25 protein-coding genes and 1 tRNA gene are annotated in these 26,685 nt (G+C 67.9%); 14 read left to right on the top strand and 12 right to left on the bottom strand.

Annotated features, from left to right (window positions below):
* Positions 1 to 14 precede the first annotated feature (14 nt).
* Both rdgB and rph read right to left on the bottom strand, forming a co-directional pair.
* The gene (gene rdgB, locus Q8S38_RS03995) at positions 15 to 650 is read right to left on the bottom strand and encodes an RdgB/HAM1 family non-canonical purine NTP pyrophosphatase (protein ID WP_305679130.1); all 636 of its coding nucleotides are present in this window, start codon (positions 648 to 650) and stop codon (positions 15 to 17) included.
* Between the two features lie 149 nt (positions 651 to 799).
* Positions 800 to 1,516 (bottom strand): ribonuclease PH, encoded by a 717-nt coding sequence (gene rph, locus Q8S38_RS04000; RefSeq protein WP_305679131.1) that lies wholly within the window; start codon positions 1,514 to 1,516, stop codon positions 800 to 802.
* A gap of 151 nt (positions 1,517 to 1,667) precedes the next feature.
* On the opposite strand from rph, the gene hrcA reads away from it, so the two are divergent.
* From hrcA to Q8S38_RS04015, 3 genes are all read left to right on the top strand, one after another.
* Entirely contained in the window at positions 1,668 to 2,753 is a 1,086-nt protein-coding gene (gene hrcA, locus Q8S38_RS04005; RefSeq protein ID WP_371125826.1) for a heat-inducible transcriptional repressor HrcA, read from the top strand.
* A gap of 41 nt (positions 2,754 to 2,794) precedes the next feature.
* On the top strand, positions 2,795 to 3,409 hold the full coding sequence (locus Q8S38_RS04010) for an ankyrin repeat domain-containing protein (RefSeq protein ID WP_305679133.1): 615 nt from the start codon (positions 2,795 to 2,797) through the stop codon (positions 3,407 to 3,409).
* 94 nt (positions 3,410 to 3,503) lie between these two features.
* A complete protein-coding gene (locus Q8S38_RS04015) occupies positions 3,504 to 3,755 on the top strand; it encodes a DUF3297 family protein (RefSeq protein ID WP_305679134.1) in 252 nt (83 codons plus the stop codon).
* Here Q8S38_RS04015 and Q8S38_RS04020 read toward each other — a convergent pair.
* Both Q8S38_RS04020 and Q8S38_RS04025 read right to left on the bottom strand, forming a co-directional pair.
* A complete protein-coding gene (locus Q8S38_RS04020) occupies positions 3,725 to 4,330 on the bottom strand; it encodes a GNAT family N-acetyltransferase (RefSeq protein WP_371125827.1) in 606 nt (201 codons plus the stop codon). The two genes, Q8S38_RS04015 and Q8S38_RS04020, sit on opposite strands and share 31 nt — an antisense overlap.
* The gene (locus Q8S38_RS04025) at positions 4,327 to 4,926 is read right to left on the bottom strand and encodes a helix-turn-helix domain-containing protein (protein ID WP_305679135.1); all 600 of its coding nucleotides are present in this window, start codon (positions 4,924 to 4,926) and stop codon (positions 4,327 to 4,329) included. Before Q8S38_RS04025 ends, Q8S38_RS04020 begins: the two co-directional genes overlap by 4 nt.
* 212 nt (positions 4,927 to 5,138) lie before the next feature.
* On the opposite strand from Q8S38_RS04025, the gene Q8S38_RS04030 reads away from it, so the two are divergent.
* Positions 5,139 to 5,924, top strand: a complete 786-nt coding sequence (locus Q8S38_RS04030; protein WP_305679136.1) for a C40 family peptidase — start codon at positions 5,139 to 5,141, stop codon at positions 5,922 to 5,924.
* 70 nt (positions 5,925 to 5,994) lie between these two features.
* Positions 5,995 to 7,800: a translation elongation factor 4 gene (gene lepA / locus Q8S38_RS04035; protein WP_305679137.1), complete on the top strand. Its 1,806-nt coding sequence runs from the start codon at positions 5,995 to 5,997 to the stop codon at positions 7,798 to 7,800.
* A 159-nt stretch (positions 7,801 to 7,959) separates the two neighbouring features.
* Here lepA and ggt read toward each other — a convergent pair whose 3' ends face one another.
* Positions 7,960 to 9,522, bottom strand: a complete 1,563-nt coding sequence (gene ggt, locus Q8S38_RS04040) for a gamma-glutamyltransferase (protein ID WP_305679371.1) — start codon at positions 9,520 to 9,522, stop codon at positions 7,960 to 7,962.
* 224 nt (positions 9,523 to 9,746) lie between these two features.
* Here ggt and Q8S38_RS04045 point away from each other — a divergent pair, with 224 nt between their 5' ends.
* Positions 9,747 to 10,673: an NAD(P)H-dependent flavin oxidoreductase gene (locus Q8S38_RS04045; protein WP_305679138.1), complete on the top strand. Its 927-nt coding sequence runs from the start codon at positions 9,747 to 9,749 to the stop codon at positions 10,671 to 10,673.
* Between the two features lie 151 nt (positions 10,674 to 10,824).
* On the opposite strand, the gene Q8S38_RS04050 is transcribed toward Q8S38_RS04045, so the two are convergent.
* From Q8S38_RS04050 to Q8S38_RS04065, 4 genes are all read right to left on the bottom strand, one after another.
* Complete coding sequence (locus Q8S38_RS04050) at positions 10,825 to 11,304, bottom strand: hypothetical protein (RefSeq protein ID WP_305679139.1); 480 nt, start codon at positions 11,302 to 11,304, stop codon at positions 10,825 to 10,827.
* 111 nt (positions 11,305 to 11,415) lie between these two features.
* Entirely contained in the window at positions 11,416 to 12,666 is a 1,251-nt protein-coding gene (locus tag Q8S38_RS04055) for an NAD(P)/FAD-dependent oxidoreductase (RefSeq protein WP_305679140.1), read from the bottom strand.
* Entirely contained in the window at positions 12,609 to 13,238 is a 630-nt protein-coding gene (locus tag Q8S38_RS04060; RefSeq protein ID WP_305679141.1) for an ABC transporter permease subunit, read from the bottom strand. The genes Q8S38_RS04055 and Q8S38_RS04060 overlap by 58 nt, the downstream gene beginning before the upstream one ends.
* 115 nt (positions 13,239 to 13,353) lie before the next feature.
* Positions 13,354 to 13,443: transfer RNA gene (locus Q8S38_RS04065), tRNA-Ser, on the bottom strand.
* 220 nt (positions 13,444 to 13,663) lie between these two features.
* On the opposite strand from Q8S38_RS04065, the gene Q8S38_RS04070 reads away from it, so the two are divergent.
* From Q8S38_RS04070 to olsB, 8 genes are all read left to right on the top strand, one after another.
* On the top strand, positions 13,664 to 13,987 hold the full coding sequence (locus Q8S38_RS04070; RefSeq protein ID WP_305679142.1) for a PetM family of cytochrome b6f complex subunit 7: 324 nt from the start codon (positions 13,664 to 13,666) through the stop codon (positions 13,985 to 13,987).
* 81 nt (positions 13,988 to 14,068) lie between these two features.
* A complete protein-coding gene (msrA, locus tag Q8S38_RS04075) occupies positions 14,069 to 14,728 on the top strand; it encodes a peptide-methionine (S)-S-oxide reductase MsrA (protein ID WP_305679143.1) in 660 nt (219 codons plus the stop codon).
* Between the two features lie 68 nt (positions 14,729 to 14,796).
* Positions 14,797 to 15,351: a TIGR00645 family protein gene (locus tag Q8S38_RS04080; RefSeq protein WP_305679144.1), complete on the top strand. Its 555-nt coding sequence runs from the start codon at positions 14,797 to 14,799 to the stop codon at positions 15,349 to 15,351.
* Between the two features lie 181 nt (positions 15,352 to 15,532).
* Positions 15,533 to 16,507 carry a TAXI family TRAP transporter solute-binding subunit gene (locus Q8S38_RS04085; RefSeq protein ID WP_305679145.1) on the top strand — a complete coding sequence of 325 codons (975 nt, stop codon included), beginning with the start codon at positions 15,533 to 15,535 and terminating at the stop codon, positions 16,505 to 16,507.
* Between the two features lie 207 nt (positions 16,508 to 16,714).
* Positions 16,715 to 18,880: a TRAP transporter permease gene (locus Q8S38_RS04090; protein ID WP_305679146.1), complete on the top strand. Its 2,166-nt coding sequence runs from the start codon at positions 16,715 to 16,717 to the stop codon at positions 18,878 to 18,880.
* Positions 18,881 to 18,948: 68 nt separating this feature from the next.
* A complete protein-coding gene (locus Q8S38_RS04095; RefSeq protein ID WP_305679147.1) occupies positions 18,949 to 20,487 on the top strand; it encodes a YifB family Mg chelatase-like AAA ATPase in 1,539 nt (512 codons plus the stop codon).
* Positions 20,488 to 20,634: 147 nt separating this feature from the next.
* Complete coding sequence (locus tag Q8S38_RS04100; protein WP_305679148.1) at positions 20,635 to 22,719, top strand: ATP-binding protein; 2,085 nt, start codon at positions 20,635 to 20,637, stop codon at positions 22,717 to 22,719.
* Positions 22,720 to 22,821: 102 nt separating this feature from the next.
* Positions 22,822 to 23,781: a l-ornithine N(alpha)-acyltransferase gene (gene olsB / locus Q8S38_RS04105; RefSeq protein WP_305679149.1), complete on the top strand. Its 960-nt coding sequence runs from the start codon at positions 22,822 to 22,824 to the stop codon at positions 23,779 to 23,781.
* Between the two features lie 16 nt (positions 23,782 to 23,797).
* Here olsB and Q8S38_RS04110 read toward each other — a convergent pair whose 3' ends face one another.
* The 3 genes from Q8S38_RS04110 to Q8S38_RS04120 are packed head-to-tail and all read right to left on the bottom strand — an operon-like array spanning position 23,798 to position 26,486.
* Positions 23,798 to 24,661 (bottom strand): SDR family oxidoreductase, encoded by an 864-nt coding sequence (locus tag Q8S38_RS04110; RefSeq protein ID WP_305679150.1) that lies wholly within the window; start codon positions 24,659 to 24,661, stop codon positions 23,798 to 23,800.
* Positions 24,658 to 25,896 carry a tRNA epoxyqueuosine(34) reductase QueG gene (queG, locus tag Q8S38_RS04115; RefSeq protein ID WP_305679151.1) on the bottom strand — a complete coding sequence of 413 codons (1,239 nt, stop codon included), beginning with the start codon at positions 25,894 to 25,896 and terminating at the stop codon, positions 24,658 to 24,660. The genes Q8S38_RS04110 and queG overlap by 4 nt, the downstream gene beginning before the upstream one ends.
* On the bottom strand, positions 25,794 to 26,486 hold the full coding sequence (locus Q8S38_RS04120) for a glutathione S-transferase family protein (RefSeq protein ID WP_305679152.1): 693 nt from the start codon (positions 26,484 to 26,486) through the stop codon (positions 25,794 to 25,796). The genes queG and Q8S38_RS04120 overlap by 103 nt, the downstream gene beginning before the upstream one ends.
* Positions 26,487 to 26,685 lie beyond the last annotated feature (199 nt).

Genomic DNA, 26,685 nt, shown 5'->3' on the forward strand with positions numbered 1-26,685 from the left:
GGCGGCCACGCCGGTCAATTCGGCTTCCGCAGGCAGGCGGCCGCCAGCAGCTTGAACGCACGCGCCCGGTGCGACAGGGCGTCGTCGGCGCCGCTCTTCACGGTGCTCGACATCTCCGCGAAGGTCACGTCGTAACCATCGGGCTGGAAGATTGGGTTGTAGCCGAATCCGCCCGTGCCACGCGGCGCGTCGACGATCGTGCCGTAAACCCGCCCCTCGAACAGCTCCTCATGGCCGTCCGGCCATGCGATGACCAGCGCCGAGACGAAATGGGCCCGGCGCTGCTCTAGGGCCGTCGCGCCGCGCTTGGCCATCTCGGCGAGCACACGCGCCATCGCTGGCTTGAAATCCTTGCCCGGCCCGGCCCAGTTCGCGGAGAACAGCCCCGGCGCCCCGTCGAGCGCATCGATGCAGATGCCGGAATCGTCCGCCAGCGCCGGCAGGCCGGACGCCTTCGCCGCTGCGACCGCCTTGATCGCGGCATTCTCCGAGAACATGAAGCCGGTCTCGTCGGGCTCGGGCAGGCCGAGATCGCCGGCCGAGACCAGCTCGATCCCGTAGGGCGCCATCAGCTCGCGCATTTCGACGAGCTTGCCCTTGTTGTGGGTCGCGATCACGACCTTGCCGGTGAGGAGGCGGTGTTCAATCACGGGTCCAGACCTTCCTGGCTCGGAAACGCAGCGTCATCCCGGGCTTGTCCCGGGATCCATCGGAGGGCGTCGCACGCTAGGATGGATCCCGGATCTCCGCTTCGCTGCGTCCGGGATGGCGACAGGTTCACGAGGCAAACGAAGGCCGATCAGGCCACCGCCGCCTTCTGCAGCGCCACGAGCTTGCTCACGCCACCCTTGGCGAGCCGCATCAGCGCCATCAGTTCTTCCTCGGAGAACGGCGCGCCCTCGGCCGTGCCCTGCACCTCGACGAGGCCGCCGGTGCCTGTGATGACGAAATTGGCATCGGTCTGCGCGCCGGAATCCTCGATATAGTCGAGATCGAGCACCGGATTGCCGGCGACGATGCCGCAGGAGATCGCCGCGACATGGTCCTTCAGAGGGTTGGACCCCTTCAGCATGGAGCGGCTCTCCATCCATTTCAGCGCATCGTGCAGCGCGACCCAGGCGCCGGTGATCGAGGCCGTGCGGGTGCCGCCATCGGCCTGGAGCACGTCGCAATCGACCACGATCTGGCGCTCGCCGATCGCGGTCAGATCGACGACGGCGCGTAAGCTGCGCCCGACCAGACGCTGGATTTCCTGCGTGCGGCCCGACGGCTTGCCCGAGGTGACCTCGCGGCGGTTGCGCTCATGCGTGGCGCGCGGCAGCATCGCGTACTCGGCGGTGACCCAGCCCTTGCCGGTGCCGCGCAGCCAGGGCGGCCCCTTTTCCTCGACGGTCGCGGCGCAGAGCACCTTCGTCTCGCCGAACGAGACCATGCAGGAGCCCTCCGCATAGCGCACCACGCCGCGTTCGAGCGTGACCTTGCGCATCTCGTCTGCGGCGCGTTTGGAGGGTCGCATGGCGGTATCCTGAATGTCTGAGAGAATGGCGGCTTGTAGGCGGTTGGGTCCGGCGGGGCAAGGTTGGGCGCTGGCCGCGCGCGTTTTCGCTTGATCCCCCGAAAGCCGAAGCCGACAATCACAGCATGTCGAACCCGCATTTCCGCCCGAAATGAGCGCCCATACGCCGCGCCCCGAATCCCCGAGCGGGTTGATCGAGACCGATCAGCGCTCGCGCGAGATCTTCCGCCAGATCGTCGACGGCTTCCTGACCACGGGCGAGCCGGTCGGCTCGCGCAATATCGCACGCCTGCTGCCGATGGCGCTGTCGCCCGCGACGGTCCGCAACGTCATGACCGATCTCGAACTGGCCGGGCTGATCTACGCGCCGCACACCTCGGCGGGCCGCCTCCCCACCGAGAGAGGCCTGCGCTTCTTCGTCGATGCGATGATGGAGGTCGGCAACCTGACCTCGGACGAACGCACCCGGATCGAGGCGCAGATGAAGGCCGCTGCCACCGGGCGCACGCTCGACGGCACGCTGACCGAGGCCTCGGCGCTTTTGTCGGGGCTGTCGCGCGGCGCCGGCGTCGTCGTCACCACCAAGGCCAATGCGCGGCTCAAACATATCGAGTTTGTCCGGCTCGACCCGACGCGTGCGCTGGTCGTGCTGGTCGCCGATGACGGCACGGTCGAGAACCGGCTTCTGGCGCTGCCGCCGGGCCTCCCGGCCTCGGCGCTGACGGAGGCCGCCAATTTCCTCAATGCCCGCATCATGGGCAAGACGCTCGGCGAATTGCGCGCCGAGATCGCCCAGCACCGCGCCCAGATGGAAAGCGAACTCGATTCGCTGACGGCGCGGCTGGTCGAGAGCGGCATCGCCACCGCCTCCGGCCCCACCAGCGACCGTCATTTGATCGTACGCGGCCAGGCCAATCTGCTGGAGGACCTCAAGGCGCAGGAGGATCTCGAGCGCATCCGCCTGCTCTTCGGCGACCTCGAGACCCAGACCGACGTGATTGACCTGCTCTCGCGCGCCGAGGCGGGCGATGGCGTGCGCATCTTCATCGGTTCCGAGAACAAGCTGTTCTCGATGTCGGGCTCCTCCATGGTGGCCGCCCCCTTCCGCGATTCCGAGCAGCGCATCGTCGGCGTCGTCGGCATTATCGGCCCGACCCGGCTGAACTATGCCCGCATCGTGCCGATGGTCGATTACACGGCCAAGGTCGTCGGCCGGTTGCTGGATGGGGAGCGGTGAAGCCGATCCGGGCTTTATGCGGGTTCGCGCTGGGGATGATGATGACGTGCAGTCCCGCCCTGGCCACTGGTGCCGCCCTGATCGAGGCCGCGGCAGCTGGACGTTTGGTCGAGGTCGCAAGCCTGCTCCACGAAGGCGCTCCGCTTGAAGCGCAGGACGGACAGGGCCGGTCCGCACTTCTGCATGCGGTCGCCGGTGATCATGTCGCCGTCGCAAAGATTCTTCTCGAGGCCGGGGCAAGCCCGAACACGCAGGCCGCCAATCGGGACACGCCCTGGCTGCTTGCAGGGGCGCTGGGCCGGGCCGAGATCATCGCCGCAATGCTGCCGCGCCGGCCGGACCTGTCGATCCGCAACCGTTATGGCGGCAATGCACTGATCCCGGCCTGCGAGCGCGCCCATGTCGAGGCAGTGAAGCTCCTGCTGACCAGCGGCATCGACCTCGATCATATCAACGATCTCGGCTGGACCTGCCTGCTGGAGATCGTGATCCTCGGCGATGGCGGTCCCCGCCACCAGCAGGTCGCAAGGCTGGTTCTCGACGCCGGCGCCAATCCAAGCCTCTTTGACAAGGATGGCGTGACGCCTCTGGCTCATGCCCGCCAGCGCGGCCAGCAGGCGATCGCGCGCCTGATCGAACAGGCTGGCGGCCGCTGAAGCCCGGCGATTTGGCATCGAGGCCGGATCGCGCTACCTGTGCCGCTAACGCGGCCCTGCCGCCTCCCGACACGCGATTCTCGAGGCTCCCGCCATGACCGACACGCTCCCCGATCGCCTCTCCTCCAACCCCAACAGCCCGTTCTACAATGAGGAACTGCTTGCGCGGGACATCGGCATCCGCTTCAAGGGCGTCGAAAAGACAAATGTCGAGGAATACTGCGTCAGCGAGGGCTGGGTGCGCCTGACCGCAGGCACCGCCAAGGACCGCTTCGGCAATCCGATGACGGTGAAGCTCAAGGGCGAGGTCGAGCCCTATTTCCGCCAGGCGCAACCTGAGGCCTGAGCGTCCTCAATCGAGCTGCTTGTAGAAGCAAGCTGCTTGTAGAAGAAGGTCGAGCCGCAGTCGCGCCCGTCCGGCATCAGGGCGTAACGCGGAATCGTGCCGAGTTCGGTCCAGCCGAGGCGTTGGTAGAGCCGGCGCGCCGCGCCGTTCTCGTCGGTGTCGAGCACCAGCAGGTCGCGGTTGGCCCGTCGCGCCGCCGCCTCGGCCGCCTGCATCAGCGCTTCGCCGAGACCGCGCCGCCGCGCGCGGGAATGCACCAGCACCTTGGCGATTTCGGCGCGATGCGGTTGGTTTGGCTTGCCGACGAGCTGCAATTGGCAGGTGCCGACGATCTCTCCGGCCAATCGCGCGACAAAGAGAATGACCCGCCCCGCCGCAACGTCTTCGACAACGCCGGCCCAGAACGCGGCGTAGTCGGCGGGCCCGTTCCAGTCCATGAAGCCCACCGACGCGCCGCCCGCCACCGCGTCCGCGAGGATGTCGACGAGCGCCGGGATGGCTCCTTGCGCTTGCGCGGCGTCGAGCCGCAGGATCGCCATGTCGTTTCGCAAGATGATGTCGTCGGTCTCGGTCATGTCGGTCGTCCACCCCGGCTGTCGGCTGCGGTGAGCACGACCGCATAACGTGCCGGGCCTTCGCCCGGGTTCTGGAAGGCGATCGGGCCGTCGAGCAGCATGGCGAGACAATCGCCTGCGCAGAGACTGTGCTCGCGCCCGCCCACAGTGATGACGATCTCGCCGGCGAGAACCCAGATCTGCTGGTCGAGCCGGAAGCCGCCCCGCGGTGCATCGAGCAGCACGCGGGCGCCCATGGGCATCTCGACCTCGACGATCTCGACGCCTGAGCCTGTTCCGGCCGGCGAGACATTGCGCCGGACATAGCCGCTGGCCGGATCGGTCCAGACCGGCTGTTCGGCATGCCGTGCCAGCGGCCCGGCCTGGTGCTCATCGCGAAACAGGGCCGACAGCACGATGCCGAGTCCCGTGCAGATCCGGTCCAGAAGCGTGGCGGTCGGGCTCGATTCGCCCCGCTCGACCCGCGAGATCATCGCGCGGCTGACGCCGGAGCGCTGCGCCAGCTGGTCCAGCGTCAGATCGCGGGTCTGGCGCAGCGCCTTGATGCGGGCGCCCAGGCGCCGGTCGAGATCGATCGTGGCTTCATCATCCATCATCAGAGAATAATTCCATGATATCGGATAATGCAAGCCTCTGCCGGCGGCTGGCCAGCCTCGGGCAAGCGGCGTCAACGCCAATTTCACCACATTTGCAGCTTGTCGCCGCGACCGGCGCCGCCTTTGCCAAAAACTCAGGGGTTTCCGCTTCAATGTCTGAAACGACGCCCGAAAGGGCGCTGGTCGAGGGGAAACGACCGAAGGGAACGGCGATGAATCGCGGTCTCGAATGGCTTGGGCGCTCCGTCGTCGGTTTCATCACCCGCGGCAGGCCGGAACCACGCCCGGCGGACGCCAGGGCGCTCGCGCGGCTGCAGGCGGCGTTGCAGCCCGGGGACGTCCTCCTCGTCGAAGGCAGCATGAAGGTCTCGGCCGCGATCAAATACCTGACGCAATCAACCTGGTCGCATGCGGCGCTCTATGTCGGCGACACTGGTCAGTTCACCGACGAGGGCGAGCCGCTGGTGCTGGCCGAGGTCGAGATGGATGTCGGCTGCGTGCTCTCGCCGCTCTCCAAATACGGCGCCTTTGGCACCCGCATCTGCCGGCCCCAGGCGCTCGATCCGGAAGGCCGCGACATCGTCGTCGATTATGTGCTCGGCCGGCTCGGCAGCCAGTACGATCTCAAGAACATCCTCGATCTGATGCGCTGGCTGATTCCCTTGCCCTGGGCGCCGAAATCCTGGCGCCGGCGCATGATTGCGCTCGGCTCTGGCGATCCGACGCGGGCGATCTGCTCGACCCTGATCGCCCAGGCTTTTGAGGCGGCGCGCTATCCCGTGCTGCCGACGATCGAATATGCGCAGGCGATGGACGAGGCGGATTTCGAGGAAATCCTGCATATCCGCCACCATTCGCTCTACATGCCGCGCGATTTCGACATCTCGCCCTATTTCGCCGTGGTCAAGCCGACGCTGGAGGCCGGCTTCGACTACCGCACACTGACCTGGGCGCGGCAGCCGGCCGCCCACGAGCCGCAGATGGCCGCGGCGCAATAGCCGCCCACGCCCCAAATCCGCGACGCCGCAAACCCTTGGCGGGATGAAGCTTCGCTGCTATGGCCCGCGCATGAGCACGAAGTCCTTCGACAACATCCGCAACTTCTCGATCGTGGCCCATATCGACCACGGCAAGTCGACGCTGGCCGACCGGTTGATCCAGACCACCGGCACGGTGGCGGCGCGCGACATGAGCGAGCAGATGCTCGACTCGATGGATATCGAGAAAGAGCGCGGCATCACCATCAAGGCGCAGACCGTCCGGCTCGATTATCGCGCGCAGGACGGCAAGGATTACATCCTGAACCTGATGGACACGCCCGGCCATGTCGACTTCGCCTATGAGGTCTCGCGCTCGCTAGCGGCCTGCGAGGGCTCGCTGCTCGTCGTCGACGCCTCGCAGGGTGTCGAGGCGCAGACGCTCGCCAACGTCTATCAGGCGCTCGACGCCGGCCACGAGATCGTCACCGTCCTCAACAAGATCGACCTGCCCGCCGCCGAGCCCGAGCGCATCAAGCAGCAGATCGAGGACGTGATCGGCCTCGACGCCTCCGAGGCCGTCGCGATCTCGGCCAAGACCGGGATCAACATCGAGGGCGTGCTGGAGGCCATCGTCCAGAAGCTGCCGGCCCCCAAGGGCGACAGCGAGGCCCCGCTGAAATGCCTGCTCGTCGATAGCTGGTATGATGCCTATCTCGGCGTCGTCGTGCTCGTGCGCGTCATCGACGGCGTGCTCAAGAAGAACATGACCATCCGGATGATGCGCGCCAACGCCGCCTATGGCGTCGACCGTGTCGGTGTGTTCAAGCCGAAGATGACCGAGGTCAAGGAACTCGGCCCCGGCGAGGTCGGCTTCTTCACCGCCTCGATCAAGGAGGTCGCCGACACCGCGGTCGGCGACACCATCACCGACGAGAAGCGCCAGACGCCCCAGGCCCTGCCAGGCTTCAAGCCGGTGCAGCCGGTGGTGTTCTGCGGCATCTTCCCGGTCGACGCTGCGGAATTCGAGACGTTGCGCGCCGCGATGAGCCGCCTGCGCCTGAACGACGCCTCGTTCTCCTACGAGATGGAAACGTCGGCTGCGCTGGGCTTCGGCTTCCGCTGCGGCTTCCTCGGCCTGCTGCATCTCGAGATCATCCAGGAGCGGCTGGAGCGCGAGTTCAACCTCAACCTGATCTCGACCGCGCCATCGGTCGTCTACCGTCTCAACCTGCGCGACGGCACGGTGCTGGAACTGCACAATCCCGCCGACATGCCCGACGTGATGAAGATCGAGACGATCGAGGAGCCCTGGATCAAGGCGACGATCTTCACCCCCGACGAGTATCTCGGCTCGGTCCTGAAGCTCTGCCAGGACCGCCGCGGCGTCCAGACCGACCTGTCCTATGTCGGCGCGCGCGCCAAGGTCGTCTACGACCTGCCGCTGAACGAGGTCGTGTTCGATTTCTACGACCGGCTGAAGTCGATCTCGAAGGGCTACGCCTCCTTCGACTACGCCATCACCGACTACCGCGAGGGCGACCTCGTGCGCATGTCGGTGCTGGTCAATGCCGAGCCGGTCGATGCGCTCTCGATGCTGGTCCACCGCTCGCGCGCCGATTCCCGCGGCCGCGCCATGTGCGAGAAGCTCAAGGATCTGATCCCGCCGCACATGTTCCAGATCCCCGTCCAGGCGGCGATCGGCGGCAAGATCATCGCCCGCGAGACCATCCGCGCCCTGCGCAAAGACGTCACCGCCAAGTGCTATGGCGGCGACGCCTCGCGCAAGCGCAAGCTTCTGGACAAGCAGAAGGAAGGCAAGAAGAAGATGCGGCAGTTCGGCCGCGTCGAGATCCCGCAGGAAGCCTTCATCGCCGCGCTGAAGATGGACGACTGAGCGGCAACGCTCTCCCGGTTCCGCTCCAAACGCGGGTCATCCCGGACAAGCCGCGTTAGCGGCGCCGATCCGGGATCCATTCCGGCACGGTTCCGGCATGGATCCCGGGTCTTCCTGCGGTCGCCCGGGATGACGGCCTGATCATGGTGAGCGCCAAACTCACCAGCCCAGCGCGCAACCATCCTTGCGGTGGTCGGAGCCGGCCGACAGCACGCCCGTGACGGGATCGATCGCGATCGCCTGGCCGCCGCCGATCGCCGCGCCCGGCGCGGTGAAGGTGAAGCCGCGCCGCTCCAGCTCGGCCTTCACCGCCGCCGGCAGGGTCTTCTCAGCCTCGATCGCAACCTGCCCCGGTCGCGGGAAGACGCGCGGCAGCGAGATCGCGGTCTGCAGGTCGAGCCCGTAATCCAGCAGCTTGCTGACCAGATGGGCGTGGCCCATCGCCTGATAGTGGCCGCCCATCACGCCGAAGGAGAGGCAGACCTTGCCGTCGCGCAGCATCATGCCGGGGATGATCGTGTGCAGCGGGCGCTTGCGCGGCGCGATGGCGTTGGGGTGGCCGGCCTTGAGCACGAAGCCCTGGCCGCGGTTCTGCAGCAGCACGCCGCTCTTGGGCGCAACGAGCGCCGCGCCGAAGGGGTGGAACACCGAGTTGATGAAGCTCACCGCCATCCCGTCGCCGTCGACGACGCTGATATAGACGGTGTCGGCATGCTCCACCTCGGTGGGCGCGAAGCTCGGCAGCTCCTTGATCGCCTGCTTCAGGTCGATCTGGCTGCGCAGCTGCGCCGCCAGCTCCTCCGAGAGCAGCCAGTCGAGTGGGACCTTGCTCTGGCTCGGGTCGGCCAGCACCGCATCGCGCACCGAATAGGCGAGCCGGGACGCCTCGATCTCGACATGCAGCCGATCGGCGGAGAGCGGGTCGTCGCCCGGCTCGAAGCCCGAGAGAATGTTGAGGATCATCAGCGCGATCACGCCCTGACCGGCGGGCGGGCACTCGAACACGTCATGGCCGCGGAAGCGGGTACGGATCGGCGTGACGTAACCGCCCTTGGCCTCGCGGAAATCCTCGAGCGTATGCAGGCCACCGAGCTCGCGCAGCCGGTCGACCATGTCCTGCGCGATCTCTCCCTCATAGAAGGCGCTCGCCCCGTTCTCGGCGATGGCCTGCAGCGTCGCGGCAAGCTCGCGCTGGTGGTGGATCTCGCCGGCCAGCGGCGCCCGGCCGCCGGGCAGGAAGACGCGCGCGGTCGGCTCGTCCTTCGCCATCAGCGCGGCCTGTCCGGCCCAGTCGGCGGCGGCGCGCGGCGCCACCACATAGCCGTCCCGCGCCAGATCGATCGCCGGCTGCAGGAGCTGCGCCAGCGGCAGGCGGCCATGGTCCTTGACCAGCGTCGCCCAGGCCTCGACGGAGCCCGGAATCGTCACCGCATGGGGGGACTGGCGCGGAATCTCGCTGAAGCCCTGCTCCCGATACCAGTCGAGCGTCGCCGCAGCCGGCGCGCGGCCCGAGCCGTCATAGGCGAGGACGTTGTCGCTGCCGCCCTGAGCCATCAGCACGAAGCAGTCGCCGCCGATGCCGGTCGAGCCCGGCTCGACCACGCATTGCACGGCGCAGGCGGCGACCGCCGCGTCGATCGCATTGCCACCGGCCTGGAGGATATTGATCGCGGTGAGCGTCGCGGTCGGGTGGGAGGTCGCGGCCATGCCGCGCCGGCCCATCACCACGGAACGGCCGGGGAGTTCGAAATCGCGCTGGTTCGGGTTGCTCACGTCGGTCTCCCAAGGCTCGGCCGGCTTCTGTCGGCCTGTCATATCCGCACTCGCGCAGCCTGCGGCGTTTGGCAAGCTCCCCGGGTGCATCCTCGCTCTGCAACGGGTTTCCCGCGCGCGCGCGCGCTGATACGACCGGGGTCAAGAAACCGAAGCTGGGGAGATGTAAGACCGTGCCGCTACCTGCCTCGCTTGCCGGGCGCCTGCGCCTGCCCGCCATCGCCTCTCCGATGTTCCTCGTCTCGGGCCCCGATCTCGTGGTCGAGACCTGCAAGGCCGGCATCCTCGGCACCTTCCCGGCGCTGAACCAGCGCACGAGCGAGGGCTACGCCGCCTGGCTGACCGAGATCGAGGGGCGCCTCGCGGATGTGCCCGATGCCGCGCCTTTCGGCGTCAACCTCATCGTCCACCGCTCCAATCCGCGGCTGGAGGCGGATCTGGCGATCACGGCCAAGCACAAGGTGCCGCTCGTCATCACCTCGCTTGGCGCGGTGCCCGATCTGGTCAAGGCCGTGCATGGCTATGGGGGACTGGTCTTCCACGACGTCATCAGCCTGCGCCATGCCCAGAAGGCGGCCGAGGCCGGCGTCGACGGCATCATTGCGGTCGCGGCCGGCGCCGGCGGCCATGCCGGCACGATGAGCCCCTTCGCGCTGGTCTCAGAGATCCGGCGTTTCTTTGCCGGCACGATCGTGCTGGCGGGTGCGATCTCGACAGGCGCCCAGATCGCAGCCGCGCAGATGATGGGCGCCGATCTTGCCTATCTCGGTACGCGCTTCATCGCCACGACCGAGAGCATGGCGGACCCCGAATACAAGGCGATGCTGCTGCGCAGCCAGGCCGCCGACATCCTCTACACGCCGGCCATCAGCGGCGTGAACGCCAACTTCATGCGCGAGAGCATCCAGGCCGCGGGGCTCGACCCCGACAATCTGGTCTCCCACGGCAAGCTCGATCTCGGCAACGAGGCCAAGGTCTGGAAGACGATCTGGTCGGCCGGCCAGGGCGTCGGCGCGATCGAGGACGTGCCAACCACAGCCGAGCTGGGCGCGCGTCTGCTGGCCGAATACCGTCATGCGCGGGCCTCGCTCGCGGGCTGACTGCACGCTCAGATCGTGGGGCCATCCGCGCCGTCAGCCCGGACGCAGCGAAGCGGAGATCCGGGATCCATCATAGGGCGCCGGAGCCCTCCGATGGATCCCGGGGCAAGCCCGGGATGACGGTGCTGGTTCGGAGCCCGCTGCCGCCCAATCAGCCCTTCAGCTTGGCGTTGCACTGGCTCCAGTAGCCGCCGCCCTTCTCGATCCACTTCAGCTCGCCATTGGCGTTGGCGGTCTTGTTGGCGTTGTACTGGTCGGCGCAGGTCTTGAGGCGTGCCTTGCCGGCCGTGAGGTCGTTGTATTTCGACGCCACCGCCTTCGGGAACACGGCGGGCTTCGCCTTCGCCGTCGCGGCGGGTTTGGCCGCCGTGGTCGCCGGGGCGCTGGCGGGCGTCACGGCCGGCTTGGCCGGCTCGCTCACGGCAGCGGCGGCCTCGGCCTCGTCGGCGTCGTCATCGGCGCACTGGGCCTTGCGGAAGTCGTTCCATTTCTGGCCCTTCAGCGTGTTGGCCTTCTTGGCGTCCTGATATTTGGCGCTGCATTCCTTCATCGTCAGGGCCGCCGCGGGAGTGATCGGCAGGGCCGTCAACGCCAACAGGGCAGCGCCGGCAAGGATGGCATTCCTCAACATGGTCGTCTCCATCGCAAGGGCTCGTCTGCCCTTGCGGCATGCCACTCCCATTCCGCCTGCCTTGCAAGCGGCATTTTCAAGGCTGGGCCGGCGCCTACCCGCCTTGGGTGGTCAGGCCAGCGAGCGCAGGTCGAAGGCGGGGTCGCCCGCCTGCTCCGGCGTCGGCGAGACGCCGGCCGCGATCAGGCGCCGGCCCATCATATGGTCGGCCGGCCGGTTGATGCTCTCGATCGCCGCAAGCCGCTCGCCATCGTAGCGAAACAGAGAAAAGCGCCCCTCGGCCGGCGAGCCGCGCAGCACGGTGGTGCCACCCGGAACGCCGATGCCGACCATCTGCAGCTTGACGTCGTACTGGTCCGACCAGAACCAGGGCACGGCGGCATGGGGCTCCGCCCGGCCGGCGATTGTCGCGCCGACGACGCGGCCCTGATCATTGGCGTTCTGCACCGAACTCAGCCGCAGGCGCCGCCGCGCATGGACATTCGGGTGGCTGGTGCAGTCGCCGGCCGCGAAGATTAGCGGGTCGGAGGTCCGCCCGAAGGCGTCGACCGCGATCCCGTCATCGAGCGCGAGCCCAGCAGTCGCGGCCATCTCGACATTGGGCACGGCCCCGACCGCCGCCAGCACGAGATCGCAGGGCAGGCGCGAACCGTCTGCACAGAGGACCGCCGTCACCTTGCCGCCCTCGCCCTCGATGCGCTCGACGCGCGTGTCGAGGCGGATGGCGACACCCTGACGCTGATGCACGCCCTGCATATAGGCGGAGATTTCTGGCGCGACGGCGTGGCCGATCAGCCGCGACCCGGCCTCGACCACCGTGACCTGTTTGCCCAGCGTGACAGCCGCCGATGCGACCTCGAGCCCGATGAAGCCGCCGCCGATGATCACGATCGCCTGCGCCGCCGCGAGCCGCGCGTTGAGCGAATGCGCGTCGTCGACTGAGCGCAGGGCGAGAACGCCGTCCAGAGCGGCGCCCTCACAGCGCAGCACCGCTGCCCGCGCGCCGGTCGCGAGTGCGAGCTGCCCGTATCCCAGCACCGAGCCGTCCGCGAAGTGTACCTGTCGAGCCTCGCGGTCGAGCGTCACCGCATGGCGGCGCGGCAGGAAGGCGATGCCGGCCTCGGCAAAGAAGGAGGCCGCCTTCAGCGGCAGATGGGCTCCGGCCTTGCCGAGCAGGAAACCCTTCGACAGCGGCGGCCGCTGATAGGGCAGCTCGGCCTCGTCGCCCGCCAGCGCAATGCGGCCGGCAAAGCCGGCCTCGCGGGCGGCCGCGGCAATCGCGAGCCCCGCATAGGAGGCGCCGATCACGAGGAGGTCGAAGGCGTCGGCGGTCGGCAGGGCGGGGGAAGGGGCGGTGGGCATCCGGAGATCCATGCGCAAGGCGCCCGGAGGAATGTCCGCGACGCGCCACGCCCGAAGGCGTGCCCCGTATCTAGGCGAGACGGCCGCCGCCGCCTATCCGAAAAGCAAAGGCGGCGACCTTGCGGCCCCCGTCCCCCGCCGGGCGCGCTGCGTTCGTGGTCGGTCTTCAGCCGGCGTTCGAGGTAGCGGCTGTAGGAACCGATCGCGTAACTGAACACGGCATAGACCAGTGCCGCGAAAACATAGCCCTCGATCACGGCGATGCCCTGCCAGTTCGTGTCGCGCAGCGAGGCACGCACCGTTTCCGCGATAGAGGCGCCAGCGAAGATGATGATCGCGATCTGCGCCTGCAGCAATTTGTCGACCGTCAGCCCGTCCGGCATGAACAGCGGCAGCATCACCGAGGCCATGAACAGGATCGAGACCAGCGGCACGCCGCGGACGACCTTTATGAAGATGATGGCGATGACCTGGATCGCCGGCAGCTTGGAGCTGCGTGCCAGTGCCAGTGCCACGCCGAGCGGGAAACCCAGCGCCAGCCCGACGAAGGAGAGCATGAAGGAGAGCGGCACACCGCCCTAGTTCGTCGTGGTGGCGACCGGCAGGCCGAAGACACCGCCATACATCAACACGCCGCAGATGAGCGGAACCGCACGATATCGCGCGATGGACTGGAAAGATGAGGTGTGGCGGACAGGGAGGGATTCGAACCCTCGATACGGTTTCCCGCATACACACTTTCCAGGCGTGCGCCTTCAACCACTCGGCCACCTGTCCGGCGCGCTGCTTATGACCGCCGAGCCGGCTTCTTTCAAGGGCGATCTGTCGACGATCGACAGATCGGGCGAAATCGGGTTTGGCCGTGGTTGCAAAGCGCAGGGCGAAGGGGCAAATCGGGGGAGAGATCGATGGCCACAAGCGAGGCGGTTCGCCCCGTCGGCCATCGCATGGAGGGCGCGAACCCGTCGATCGGGCGGCGGGTCGGTCGGGAGAACGGATGGTGCGGTTCCTGCTGCGGCTTCTCGGCTATCTGCTCGTCGCAGCCGGCTTCGTCTCGCTCGTGATCGACGGCGCCCGCTCGATCGCCAATTCCGGCCTGCACTACACACCGGTGAGCCTGGCGCTGACGACGCTGACGGGGTTCCGCAGCGAGGCCCTCCAGCCCCTGGTCGAGCGCAACCTGCCGGCCTGGTTGTGGGACCCTGTGCTGATCAACCTGCTGCTTTCGCCGGCTGCGCTCCTCGCACTGCTGCTCGGGTTCCTGCTGCTGAAACTCGGCGCCGCGCCCGATCCCGAAATCGGCATCGTCACGCGACGGTGAAGCGGCTGAGCGCCGCGCGCGCCTGTCGCCAGCGCGGGGGGATGCCTATATCGGGGTCCGCAACCAGCTACGGAGCTCGACATGTTCTTCCAGCGCAAGAAGACGGCCCTCCCCGAGGCCCATGAGGCGCTCCCAGGCCGCGCCGGCCCGATCGCGACCGCCGAGCGGCATTTTCTCAACAAGCGGCCGCTGGCCGGCCCCTATCCGGACGGCCTGCAGGTGGCGGTCTTCGGGTTGGGCTGTTTCTGGGGCGCGGAGCGCAAATTCTGGCAGATGGGCGAGGGCGTCTGGATCACCGCCGTCGGCTACACCGCGGGCTTCACGCCCAACCCGACCTATGAGGAGGTCTGCTCGGGCCGCACTGGCCATAACGAAGTCGTGAAAGTCGTCTTCGACCCGGCGGTCCTGCCTTATGAGAGCCTGCTCAAAACCTTCTGGGAAAGCCACGACCCGACGCAGGGCATGCGCCAGGGCAATGATGTCGGCACGCAGTATCGCTCCGGCATCTATCTGCAGGATGAGGCGCAGCGCGCCGTCGCCGAGCGGTCCAGGGCGGATTACCAGCAGGCGCTGCAGCAGCGCGGCTACGGCCCGATCACCACCGAGATCGTGGACGCGCCTGCCTTCTATGACGCCGAGGACTACCACCAGCAATATCTCGCCAAGAACCCGGCCGGCTACTGCGGCCTCGGCGGCACGGGCGTCTCCTGTCCGATCGGCGTCGGCGTCGCGGCGCAATAGCCGGGACGCCTTGCCGCATCGGGAGGGGCATGCCAGATGCGGACCGGCACAGGGAATGGGGGGCGGCAATGGTGGGCGAAAAGGCTGACGACGGCGAGACGGTCTATCGCGCCGGCCCCGCCGAGCGGGGCCTTGGCACGGTTCTGTCGGCAAGCCGCTGGCTGCTCGCGCCCTTCTACCTGCTGCTGGTCGTCACCCTGGCGGGGCTGCTGATCAAGGCGCTGCAGGAGGCCTGGCATTTCATCAGCCATGTGCTGACCGCGACCGAGGCCGAGGTTATCCTTGGCGTGCTCGCGCTGATCGATCTCACCTTCACCGGCTCGCTGATCGTGATCGTGATCTTCTCGGGTTACGAGAATTTCGTCGCCAAGATCGATATCGGGACCAGCCGCAACTGGCCGGCCTGGATGTCGCAGATCGATTTCTCGGGCCTCAAGCTCAAGCTGATCTCCTGCATTGTCGCGATTTCGGCGATCCAGCTGCTCAAGGCCTTCATGAACGTGAAGGGCACCAGCGACCGCGACCTGATGTGGTATGTCGTGGTGCATGTGGTTTTTGTCGTGTCCGGCGTGCTGATGGCCTGGACGGACCGGATCTCGGGCGAGGCCAAAGCGAGCAAGTGAGGGCGGCGGAGCGCCACGGCGCCGGTCCTGGATCCGCCCCCGCGCCGACCGTCGGGCTCAAATCGCAAAAAAGCCACGATATTGCGCGGTCGGCTGACGAAACGCTGGGGGATTGCCAGGCATGGCCTTGATCCCGCGGCCAAAGCCCTGAACACTCCGGCTTTCAATGGGAGTGTCAGACATGAAGACGCGTAGGATTTTCGTCGCAGCCGGCCTGGCCCTCGGCGGTGTTGCACTCGCTGCCGGCATGGGGCTCGCCCAGGCCCCCGCCTTCTTCCGCATCGGTACGGGCGGCACGGCCGGCACCTATTATCCGATCGGCGGTCTGATCGCGAACGCGATCTCGTCGCCGCCGCAGCTGATTTCGACCGCCGTCGCCAGCAACGGCTCCGTCGCCAACGTCAACGCCATCGTCGGCGGCGCGGCTGAATCGGGCTTCGTCCAGGCCGATGTCGCCTTCTGGGCCTATTCCGGCACGGGCGTGTTCGAGGGCAAGCCCAAGGTCACCGATCTGCGCTCGATCGCCAATCTCTACCCCGAGAGCGTCCATCTCGTCGTGCGCAAGGCCTCCAATGTGAAGAGCGTCGCCGACCTCAAGGGCAAGAAGGTCTCGCTCGACGAGCCCGGCTCCGGCACGCTGCTCAACGCCAAGGCGATCCTGGCCGCCTTCGGCATCGGCGAAAAGGACATCACCCCCGAATATCTCAAGCCCAACCAGGCCGCGGAGAAGATGAAGGACGGCTCGGTCGATGCCTTCTTCTTCACCGGCGGCTTCCCGGCGGCAGCGATCTCCGAGCTCGCCTCCACCGGCTCGGGCATCGACATCCTGCCGATCACCGGCCCGGCGGCCGAGAAGCTCGCCAAGGACTTCCCCTTCTTCGCCGTCGACGAGATTCCCGCCGGCACCTACAAGGACGTCGGAGCGGTCAAGACAGTGGCGGTCGGCGCCCATTGGGTGACCTCGTCCAAGATCTCGGCCGATACCGTCTATGCCGTCACCAAGGCGCTCTGGAGCGACAAGGCCCGCGCCGCGCTCGATTCCGGCCACGCCAAGGGCAAGGCGATCCAGAAGGCGACCGCGCTCAACGGCCTGCTGGGCGTGCCGCTGCATCCTGGTGCCGAGCGCTTCTACAAGGAAGCCGGCCTGCTGAAGTAAGCAGGCACCAACCGCTAACACCAAGCGCGCCGTCATCCCGGAAAAGCCGCGAAGCGGCGCTGATCCGGGATCCATGCCTGAACCGCTCCGGCATGGATCCCGGGTCTCCGCGGAGTTCATCCTTGGGCCGATCGAAGATCGGACCCGAGGGCTCCGCCCGGGATGACGGCGCGCGTGTATTGATGCCCCAACAAGCGGACCATCCCCATGACCAGCCAGCCTTCCGCCGCCGAACTCGCCAAGCTCGAGGAAGAACTCGATCCCGAGATGCAGTTCCGCAAGGTGCCGCACGGCACCGCGCTGCTCGTTGGTGGGCTTTTGCTCGCGCTCTCGGCCTTCCATTACTACACCGCCGGCTTTGGCCTGATGCGCGAGACGACGCATCGCGGCATCCACCTCGCCTTCGTGCTCGGGCTGATCTTCCTGGTCTTCTCGGCCCGCAAGAGCCAGGGTCGCACGGTCCACGACTCTTCGCTCTGGAGCCCCGGCGGCGTGCCGCTCTATGACTGGATCTTCGCGCTCGCGGTGGCGGTCTCCAGCCTTTATGTCCCCTGGATCTTCGAGGACATGGTCTTCCGGATCGGCAACCCCTCGACGCTCGACGTGGTGATGGGGTCGATCACCATCATCCTGATGATCGAGGCGACGCGCCGCGCCATCGGCTGGGGCCTGCCGATGATCGCGCTCTTCGCCATGACATATGCGATCTTCGGCAACTGGTTTCCCGGCATCTTCCTGCATCCGGGCTCGACCTGGTCGAACCTGATCAACCATCTCTATCTCACCAGCCAGGGCGTCTATGGCGTCGCGCTCGGCGTCGTCGCCACTTACGTCTTCCACTTCGTGCTGTTTGGCGTGCTTGCCACCCGCATCGGGCTGGGCCGGCTCTTCCTCGGCGTCGCCGCGGCGGTGGCAGGCCGCTATGCCGGCGGGCCGGCCAAGGTCTCGATCTTCGGCTCGGCGCTGTTTGGCATGATCTCGGGCTCGTCGGTCGCCAACACCGTGACCGTGGGCTCGCTGACGATCCCGATGATGATCCGCCTCGGCTACAAGCGCCACTTCGCGGCGGCCGTGGAATCGACCGCAGCGACGGGCGGCCAGATCACGCCGCCGATCATGGGCGCCGCCGCCTTCCTGATGGTCGAGTTCCTCAACCTGCCCTACGCGACCATCATCATCGCCGCGATCATCCCGGCCTTCATGCATTTCTACGGCGTGCTGATGCAGGTGCATTTCGAGGCTCGCAAGACCGGCATGGGCGGCATGACCGATGCCGATGCGCCGAAGCTCTCCGAGGTCTTCGCCCGCGACTGGCCGACGATCGCGCCGCTGTTTGCGCTGATCATGGTGCTGTTCACCGGCTACACCCCCTATCTCGCCGCCTTCTGGGGCATCACCGGCTGCATGCTCGTTGGCCTCGCGCATCACCGCGCCGCCTCGGCCATGGTCTTCGCGCTGGCGATCGGGCTGGCCGCGCCGACCGAGTTCCTGCGCGTGCCCGGTGTCAACTTCGCCTTTACGGCGGCCGCCTTCCTGGTCATGGCCCATGGCGTGCTGATGAAGTCGACGGAAGGCCGCAAGCGCGTCGACGACATGATCGACGCCTTCATCCTCGGCGCGAAATACGCCATCGGTGTCGGCGCGGCGGCGGCGACCGTCGGCATCATCGTCGGCGTGGTGACCTTGACCGGCGTCGGCTTCAAGATCTCCTGGATCGTCACCTCGCTGGCTGATCAATGGGCGCGCGGCGTCTCCGACCTGATCCCGTTCTTCCCCTTCGAACTCAAGAGCGCGACGCTGTTCTTCACGCTCGTGCTGACCGGCCTGGTCTGCATTCTGCTCGGCTGCGGCGTGCCGACCACGGCCAACTACATCATCATGGTCACCGTGGCGGCGCCCGCGCTCGGCATGCTCGGGGTCAACCCGCTCGTGGCGCATTTCTTCGTGTTCTATTACGGCGTTCTCGCCGACATCACCCCGCCGGTCGCGATCGCCGCCTATGCAGGCGCGAGCATGGCGGGTGCCGATCCGTTCAAGACCGGCAACACGGCATTCCGGCTGGCGCTCGGCAAGGTTCTCGTGCCCTTCGTCTTCGTGTTCTCGCCCTCGATGCTGATCATGGCGCCTGGCTTCACTTGGACCGAGCTCGTCGGCTCGACCGCCTCCTGCATCGCCAGCATCACCCTGCTCTCGGCGGCCTTCGCCGGCTGGTTCCTGGCGCCGCTGCGGATGTGGGAGCGCCTCGTCATTGCCCTGGCCGCGTTGCCGATGATCCTGGCGACGCCGACCAGCGTTCTGATCGGCCTCGTCATTGCCGCGCCGGTGCTGCTGCGTCAGGTCGCGGCCAGACGGGCGGTGCCAGCCGCAGTGTAGGTTCCCGATCTGTTCTTGCGTCGCACCTGAAGCTGAGCTAGCCTTCCCGCGGGCATGGGGTGGCGCTGATGGTGACGCGGGTCGCGACGGTGGCGTTCGAGGGCATCGAGGCGCGCGCCGTCGATGTCCAGGTCCAGGTCACGCCCGGCGGCGTCGCGTTCATTCTGGTCGGGCTGCCCGACAAGGCGGTGGGCGAGAGCAAGGAGCGGGTGCGCGCCGCGCTGATCGCCTCGGGCCTGGCCCTGCCGGCCAAGCGCATCACGGTCAACCTCGCCCCGGCCGACCTCCCCAAGGAGGGCAGCCATTACGATCTCCCGATCGCGCTCGCGGTGATGGCGGCGATCGGCGCGATCCCCACTGATGCGCTGGCGGGCTACACCGTGCTGGGCGAACTCGCGCTCGACGGCTCGATCACGGCGGTTGCCGGCGTTCTGCCGGCTGCGATCGCGGCCTATGGCCGGGGGCAGGGACTCATTTGCCCTCATCCCTCGGGTCCGGAAGCCGCTTGGGCCGCGGCCGATATCGACATTCTTGCGCCGCGCTCGCTGATCCAGCTCGCCAACCATTTCAAGGGCACGCAGGTGATGGCGCGGCCCGAGCCCGCGGTCGCGCGCCAATCCGGTCCGCTGCCCGATCTTGCCGACATCAAGGGCCAGGAAAGCGCCAAGCGCGTGCTGGAGATCGCCGCTGCCGGCGGTCATAATCTCCTGATGAACGGGCCCCCCGGTGCCGGCAAGTCGATGCTGGCGAGCCGGTTGCCCTCGATTCTGCCCCCACTTAGCCCGCGCGAACTGCTCGAGGTCTCGATGGTGCTCTCGGTGGCGGGCCATCTCGCCGACGGCGCCTTGACCGATCGGCGGCCCTTCCGTGCGCCCCACCACTCGGCCTCAATGGCGGCGCTCGTCGGCGGCGGTCTCCAGGCCAAGCCCGGCGAGGTCTCGCTCGCCCATCATGGCGTGCTATTCCTCGACGAGCTGCCCGAGTTCCAGGCCCAGGCGCTCGACGCGCTGCGCCAGCCGATGGAAACGGGCGACGTGCTGATCTCCCGGGCCAATCACCGCGCCGTCTACCCGGCTCGTTTCCAACTCGTCGCGGCGATGAACCCGTGTCGCTGCGGCAAGGCGACAGAGCCCGGCTTCGCCTGCCGGCGCCAGCAGAATGAGCGCTGCATGGCGCAGTACCAGGGCCGCATCTCCGGCCCGATGCTGGACCGCATCGACATCACCATCGATGTCCCCGCCGTGACAGCCTCCGATCTGATCCTGCCGTCGGCAAGCGAGGGCTCGGCGCAGGTCGCAGCCCGCGTGGCGGCCGCGCGCCGGCTGCAGACGGCGCGTTTCGAGGCTTTGGGCCTGGCCCATATCGCCACGAACGCCGCATGCCCGGCCCAGGTGCTCGACGAGATCGCAAGGCCCGACAATGCGGGGCTCACCCTGCTGCGCGAGGCCGCCGATGCGATGCGCCTGACCGCGCGCGCCTATCATCGCGTGCTCAAGGTCGCCCGCACGCTGGCCGATCTCGACGGCGAGGCGAAGATCGGCCGCATCCATCTGGCGGAGGCCCTGTCCTATCGTTCGCGCGGCGACCAGATGGCCCAAGCAGCCTGAAGCAGCCTGAAGCAGCCTGAAGCGGCCTGAGGCGGCCTGAGGCGCGTCCGGACAGGCCGGGTTTGGTTAACGCTTTGCCGCAAGCGACCCCTCGCATTCGCGCTTTCGCCCAACCTTTCTTCAACGCGCCCTTGCTAGGGTGGCGGCATGGATTTCTCGTCATCCTCCTTTGCGGCTGGTGCGGTCGTGCTGCTGGCGCTGTTTGCAGGCGTCGCAGTGCTGATGCTGCTGCGCCAACGCGATCGCATCGTCCGCCAGGCGGCGGAACTGGCCGGGGACGTTGAGGCGTTGAACGACCGGCTCTGGACGCTGGCCGACAGCGAGGAGCATTACCGCAGCCTGATCGAAGCGCAGGGCGACCTGATCGTGCGCCGGGACGGCGCCCGCATCGTCTACGCCAACGGCGCCTATGCGACGCTGCTCGGGCGTGACGAGGCCGAGATCGTCGGCTCCACCGCCCAGCCGCACGTCGTCGCCTCCCGGCCGGCTCTGGCGCTCGATGGCGGCGCGCGCGTCTTCGACGAATGCCTCGCGACGCCCGAAGGCGAGCGCTGGATCTCCTGGGTCGAGACGGTCGTGCCGGTCGCGCTGGGAACCGCTGTCCTGCAGCGTGTCGGTCGCGACATCACCGCCCGCATCGCCGCCGAGCAGGAATTGGTGGAGGCCCGCGCCCGCGCCGAGAGCGCCAACGACGCGAAATCGCGCTTCCTCGCCACCGTCAGCCACGAATTCCGCACGCCGCTCAACGGGATCCTGGGCATGGCCGATCTGCTGGGCGACACCGGGCTCGATCCCGAGCAGGCGACCTATGTCCGCGCGCTGCGCACCTCGGGCGAGGCGCTGCTTGGCCTCGTCGACGACATTCTCGACTTCGCCAAGGTCGAGGCCGGCAAGCTCGAACTCGCCAGCGAGCAGTTCGATCTCGGCCTGCTCGTCGAGGCCGTGTCCGAACTGATGGCGCCGCGCGCCCAGGCCAAGGGCCTCGAGCTCGCCGCCTTGCTGGCACCCGATCTGCCGACCCATCTGGTCGGCGACCGCGACAGGCTCCGTCAGATCCTGCTCAACCTCGTCGGCAACGCGATCAAGTTCACCGAAACCGGCGGCGTCGGCATCCGCATCGGTCGCCATGATGGCATGATCGCGATCGACGTCGTCGACACCGGCCCGGGCATTCCCCAGGGCCGGCGCCAGGCCATCTTCGAGGAGTTCGAGCAGGCCGACCATTCGCCGGCACGCCGGCATGAAGGCACGGGGCTGGGCCTCGCCATCGTGCGCCGGCTCGCCATGCTGATGGGCGGGTCCGTCGGCGTCGATGACCGGCCCGGTGGTGGCTCGGTGTTCCGGGTCGTGCTGCCCTTGCCGGCGCCGGACGACGCGGTCGCCCCCGCCTTGCCCGACTGGGGTGACAAGCGCGTGCTGGTCGTCTCGGGCGCGCCCTTCGCCGCCGGCTATCTGCGCGAGACGATCGCGGCCGCGGGCGGCAGGGCCACGCTCGCCGCCGATGCCGAGGCGGCCCTGGCACTGCTGCAATCGGGAACGCCATGGGACGCTGCGTTGATCGACCAGGCGTTCGGTCGCCAACCCGCCGTCGCGCTTGCCAACGCCGCGCGGAGCGGAGGCGTGGCGGACTGCCTGATCATGCTGTCGCCGCTGGAGCGCCGGCAGTTCGGCTCGCCGCGTGAAGCCGGTTTCACCGGTTTCCTGGTCAAGCCGGTCCGCGCCCGCTCGCTCTATGAGCGGCTGTCGCCCCGGCCGGAGCCGATGGCGTCGCCGCCCGAGGTCCTGGGCGCGCGGCTGTCGGTGACCGCGAGCCCGCGCCTCACCGTGCTGGTGGCGGAGGACAACGAGATCAACGCCCTTCTGGCGACGCGCACGCTGGAGCGCTTGGGCTGTGCCGCGATCTGGGCTCACGATGGGCGCCAGGCGCTCGCGGCCATCGAGGCCGCGTTCGATGGCACGGGCCCTCGCTTCGATCTGGTCCTGCTCGACATTCGCATGCCGGAGCTCGATGGCCTGGCGGTGGCCCGCGCTGTCCGGGAGAGGGAGCGCGCTTGCCCGGAGCAGGCCGCGCTGCCGCTGATCGCCGTCAGTGCCAATGTCGCCGAGGGCGACCGGGCGACCGCGCTCGCCGCCGGCATGGATGACTGCCTGGCCAAACCGCTGGAGCGCGCCGCGTTGCAGCGCTGGCTCGACCGCGTCGCCGGGTCGCAGAGCCTCAGCCGCTCCGCCTAGCGCTGCGTCACCACTTCGACGCAGTTCTGTCGCGAACTTGTCAGATGCGTGGCGCAAATACTTCGTGTTGCCAGCTAAGGCGGCATGGGGGACAAGACGCGCATGGCACCCGACATCCCCGGACAATCGGTTGAGCCGGCTCGGTATGGCGCGGCGGGCAGCCTGTTGTTCTCGCGGCTGTCGCCGCTCATGCTGATGGGTGGCGATACCATCCGGCGCCTCGGCCGCCAGCCGGCGACGCCCGATCCGCTGGCTGGGACGCTCGGGCGCAGCGGCTCGCTCGAGGTCAGGCTGGCGCGCGGCGCCAGCGAGATCTGGCGGGCGCAGCGCCTGCGCTACCGCGTGTTCTACCAGGAAATGTCGGCCAAGCCCGACGCGGTCTCCCGCATGTTCCGCCGCGACGCCGACCGTTTCGATGCGGCCTGCGACCACCTCCTGGTCATCGACCATGCTGCGCGCGGTCGTTTCGGCGGCGTGAAGCCGAAGATCGTCGGGACCTACCGGCTGATGCGGCAGGGCGCCGCGACCAGGCTCGGCGGCTTCTACACCCAGGGCGAGTTCGATCTCGCGCCGATGATCGCGCGTCATCCGGGCAAGCAGTTCCTGGAACTGGGCCGCTCCTGCGTGCTCGAGCCCTATCGCAGCAAGAAGACCGTCGAGCTGCTCTGGCACGGCATCTGGGCCTATATCCGCCACCACCGCATCGATGCGATGTTCGGCTGCGCCAGTTTCGACGGCACCGACCCCGACAAACTCGCCTTGCCGCTGAGCTTCCTGCACCACCATGCCTGTTCGCAGGGGGAATGGCGAGCGGCGGCCCATGGCGCCCACCATGTCGAGATGGATCGTTTGCCGGCGCAGATGGTCGATGCGAAGCTCGCGCTCAAGCAGATGCCGCCCTTGATCAAGGGCTATCTGCGGCTGGGCGCGCGCTTCGGCACAGGCGCCGTGGTCGATCGTCAGTTCGGTACCACCGACGTGCTGGTGATCCTCCCCGTGGCGGCCATCGACCAGCGCTACGTCGCCTATTACGGCGATGAGGGGCAGCGTTACGCGGCGTGAGTGACGCGAGGGGGCGTCAGTCGCCTTCGGCCAGCAGAACCGGCAGCGCCTCGCGATAGGTCGGGTAGCGGAAGCTGTAGCCGAACTCACGCTTCACCAGCGCATTCGAGACCCGCTTGTTCTCGCCATAGAAGCTCGCCGCCATGGGCGACAGCTTCGCGGGATCGAACGGCGTCTCCGGCGGCGGTTCGATGCCGGCGAGTTGGGCTGCGAAGACCACGACATCCTGCGGCGGAGCCGGCTCGTCATCGGTGACGTTGTAGACCGCGCCCGGCCGCGGCGCCGCGATTGAGGCCATCAGCACGCCGGCGATGTCGTCAACATGGATGCGGTTGAAGACCTGGCCGGGCTTGACCAGACGCGTCGCCGTGCCCTGCCGGAGTTTCACGATCGGGTTGCGGCCGGGCCCGTAGATCCCCGAGAGGCGGAAGATCTGCGCGGCCGTGCCGCTCCGCGCGCCCAGCGCCAGCCAGTCGCGCTCGATCCCGAGCCTGACCTGCGAGCGGAAACCGGCGATCGGCGCGGTCGTCTCGTCGATCCAGGCGCCGCCATGGTCGCCATAGACGCCGATGGTCGAGAGATAGCCGATCCAGCGCAAAGCCGGCGCCGCTTCCAGGGCCGGGCCGAGCGTTTGGAAGGCTGGATCGCCGGTCTCGCCCGGCTGCACCGAAACCAGCACAGCCTCCGCCTCGGCAATGGCGGCGCTTAGTGCGGGCGAGACGGTCGTTCCGTCGAAAACCAGCATGCGGAGGCCGGCACGCCCGAGGCGCTCCGCTTTCTCGGTCGAGCGCACCGTGCCGGTGACCTGCCAGCCCTTGGCCAGGGCGGCCTGCGCGAAGAAGCCGGCCGAGTAGCCGACACCGAGAATGAGGAGCTTCATGCGGGCAATTCCGGTGCAGGCCTCAGTGCGAGCCATTCGCGGCGCACGTCTTCATCCTTTTCCATCGCGAGCGCCTCGCCGGCAAGCGCACGGCCCTGCGACGGATCGAGCCGGATCAGCGCCCAGGCCGCCATCGCCCGCACCAGCGGCGAGGAGTCGCGGAGCAGAGACACCGCGCTCGATGCGAGCTCATGCCGGCCGCTGTTGCCGATCGCGATCAGGACGTTGCGGACGAAGCGGTCGCGGCCGGTGCGCTTCACCGGCGTGCCGGCAAACAGCGTGCGAAAGGCGGGGTCGTCAAGGCGGGCGAGCTCCGTCAGCTGCAACCCTTCGATCTCGTCGCGCAGCGACAGCCGCGTCTCGTGCGCGGCCTCCGCGAACTTGTTCCAGGGGCACACCGCGAGGCAGTCGTCGCAGCCGAAGACGCGATTGCCGATCCCAGGCCGAAGCTCTGCGTCGATATGGCCGGGATGCTCGATCGTCAGATAGGCGATGCAGCGCCGTGAATCGAGCTGGTAGGGCGCCGGGAAGGCGTCGGTCGGGCAGATGTCGAGGCAGCGCGTGCAGGAGCCGCAATGGTCTGTTTCGGGCTCGTCGACGGGCAAATCAGCGGTGGTGTAGATCGCCCCGAGGAACAGCCAGGAGCCGTGCTCGCGCGAGACAAGGACGGTATGCTTGCCCTGCCAGCCGAGCCCCGCCGCCTGTGCCAGCGGCTTCTCCATGACCGGCGCGGTGTCGACGAAGACCTTCACATCGACGCCGCCCTGGGCCGCCAGGAGCCCGGCGACGCTCTTCAGCTTGCCCTTGATGACGTCGTGATAGTCGCGTCGGCGGGCATAAAGCGAAATCGCCGCCTTGTCGGGCTGGCCCAGCATCGCCAGCGGGTCGCTGTCGGGGGCATAGCTCATGCCCAGCATCACCACCGATTTGGCTTCGGCCCAGAGCTGGCGCGGGTCGGCGCGCTGCGCCGTCCGCTCCTCCATCCAGCCCATCTCGCCATGATGGTCCTGAGCCAGCCAGGCCGCGAGACGGGCGGGCGCATCGGGAATGGCGTCGACGGAGGCGACACGCGCGACGGAGAAGCCCTCGCTGAGGGCGCGCCCGATGACCGCCTGCTTGAGGCGCTCGGTCTTCAGAAGTCCAGATTGTCGTAATGGGCGCTCGGCGCCATGCCCGGCATCCGGTCGCTCAGCAGCGGCCGGAAGCTCGGCCTCGACTTGATCCTCGCATACCATGCGCGCGCCGCCTCGTCCTCTTCCCAAGGCACGTCGCCGAGATAGTCGACGCAGGAGAGATGCGCCGCCGCGGCGAGATCGGCATAGCTCAGTTCCGAGCCAGCCAGCCAGTTCCGCTTGGCGGTGAGCCAGGCGATGTAGCGCAGATGATAGCGCACATTGGCGCGCGCGGCGCGGATCGCGCTCATTTCCGGCGGGCCGCCGCCCTCGTCGCGCGCCATGAAGCGCTTCATCACCTTCTCCAGCACGAGCGGAGCGGTGATCTCCTCGTTGAATTTCAGGCCAAACCAGTCGAGCAGGCGGCGAACCTCGACCCGCTCGCCGGGACCTTCGGGCAGCAGGCGCCGCTCGGCCAGAGCCAGCCCACGCGTCTCGTCGAGATATTCGGCGATCGGGCCGGCGCCGGGAACCGACAGCCCGTTCTCCTCGCGAAACACCGGCGTCGTTCCCGCGGGATTGAGTTCGAGGAACTCGCGCCGGCGCTCCCAGACGCGCTCCTCGACCAGGGTGGCGTCCATACCAAACTCACCGAGCACGAGCCGGATGAAGCGGGAATGCGGGCATAGCGGATAATGATGCAGCGTCGCCATGGCACTCTTGAAACAGGCAGGTGGGGCGCAAGCAGGGCCGCCGGACAAACGCATGCCGATATGCGCCGGGCGCCCGCTATAAAACGGCGACCGTGGCGTCACAACCCGCCAGGCGAGATTGAGCGCAAAACCCCGTGAACGGGTTGGGGATTTGGTAACCAATTCGCAAAGAGCTGGGCTTATCGCTGCTCGGGGTTTA

The organism is Allobosea sp. (assembly GCF_030695125.1).
GTDB lineage: Bacteria > Pseudomonadota > Alphaproteobacteria > Rhizobiales > Beijerinckiaceae > Allobosea.

What these genes read in the sequence shown, in the direction of transcription:
- rph (WP_305679131.1), bottom strand. Translation starts at nt 1,516, where the DNA reads ATGCGACCCTCCAAACGCGCCGCAGACGAGATGCGCAAGGTCACGCTC.
- hrcA (WP_371125826.1), top strand. Translation starts at nt 1,668, where the DNA reads ATGAGCGCCCATACGCCGCGCCCCGAATCCCCGAGCGGGTTGATCGAG.
- Q8S38_RS04010 (WP_305679133.1), top strand. Translation starts at nt 2,795, where the DNA reads ATGACGTGCAGTCCCGCCCTGGCCACTGGTGCCGCCCTGATCGAGGCC.
- Q8S38_RS04015 (WP_305679134.1), top strand. Translation starts at nt 3,504, where the DNA reads ATGACCGACACGCTCCCCGATCGCCTCTCCTCCAACCCCAACAGCCCG.
- Q8S38_RS04020 (WP_371125827.1), bottom strand. Translation starts at nt 4,330, where the DNA reads ATGACCGAGACCGACGACATCATCTTGCGAAACGACATGGCGATCCTG.
- Q8S38_RS04025 (WP_305679135.1), bottom strand. Translation starts at nt 4,926, where the DNA reads ATGATGGATGATGAAGCCACGATCGATCTCGACCGGCGCCTGGGCGCC.
- Q8S38_RS04030 (WP_305679136.1), top strand. Translation starts at nt 5,139, where the DNA reads ATGAATCGCGGTCTCGAATGGCTTGGGCGCTCCGTCGTCGGTTTCATC.
- lepA (WP_305679137.1), top strand. Translation starts at nt 5,995, where the DNA reads ATGAGCACGAAGTCCTTCGACAACATCCGCAACTTCTCGATCGTGGCC.
- ggt (WP_305679371.1), bottom strand. Translation starts at nt 9,522, where the DNA reads ATGGGCCGGCGCGGCATGGCCGCGACCTCCCACCCGACCGCGACGCTC.
- Q8S38_RS04050 (WP_305679139.1), bottom strand. Translation starts at nt 11,304, where the DNA reads ATGTTGAGGAATGCCATCCTTGCCGGCGCTGCCCTGTTGGCGTTGACG.
- Q8S38_RS04055 (WP_305679140.1), bottom strand. Translation starts at nt 12,666, where the DNA reads ATGCCCACCGCCCCTTCCCCCGCCCTGCCGACCGCCGACGCCTTCGAC.
- Q8S38_RS04070 (WP_305679142.1), top strand. Translation starts at nt 13,664, where the DNA reads ATGGTGCGGTTCCTGCTGCGGCTTCTCGGCTATCTGCTCGTCGCAGCC.
- msrA (WP_305679143.1), top strand. Translation starts at nt 14,069, where the DNA reads ATGTTCTTCCAGCGCAAGAAGACGGCCCTCCCCGAGGCCCATGAGGCG.
- Q8S38_RS04080 (WP_305679144.1), top strand. Translation starts at nt 14,797, where the DNA reads ATGGTGGGCGAAAAGGCTGACGACGGCGAGACGGTCTATCGCGCCGGC.
- Q8S38_RS04085 (WP_305679145.1), top strand. Translation starts at nt 15,533, where the DNA reads ATGAAGACGCGTAGGATTTTCGTCGCAGCCGGCCTGGCCCTCGGCGGT.
- Q8S38_RS04090 (WP_305679146.1), top strand. Translation starts at nt 16,715, where the DNA reads ATGACCAGCCAGCCTTCCGCCGCCGAACTCGCCAAGCTCGAGGAAGAA.
- Q8S38_RS04095 (WP_305679147.1), top strand. Translation starts at nt 18,949, where the DNA reads ATGGTGACGCGGGTCGCGACGGTGGCGTTCGAGGGCATCGAGGCGCGC.
- Q8S38_RS04100 (WP_305679148.1), top strand. Translation starts at nt 20,635, where the DNA reads ATGGATTTCTCGTCATCCTCCTTTGCGGCTGGTGCGGTCGTGCTGCTG.
- olsB (WP_305679149.1), top strand. Translation starts at nt 22,822, where the DNA reads ATGGCACCCGACATCCCCGGACAATCGGTTGAGCCGGCTCGGTATGGC.
- Q8S38_RS04110 (WP_305679150.1), bottom strand. Translation starts at nt 24,661, where the DNA reads ATGAAGCTCCTCATTCTCGGTGTCGGCTACTCGGCCGGCTTCTTCGCG.
- queG (WP_305679151.1), bottom strand. Translation starts at nt 25,896, where the DNA reads ATGGTATGCGAGGATCAAGTCGAGGCCGAGCTTCCGGCCGCTGCTGAG.
- Q8S38_RS04120 (WP_305679152.1), bottom strand. Translation starts at nt 26,486, where the DNA reads ATGGCGACGCTGCATCATTATCCGCTATGCCCGCATTCCCGCTTCATC.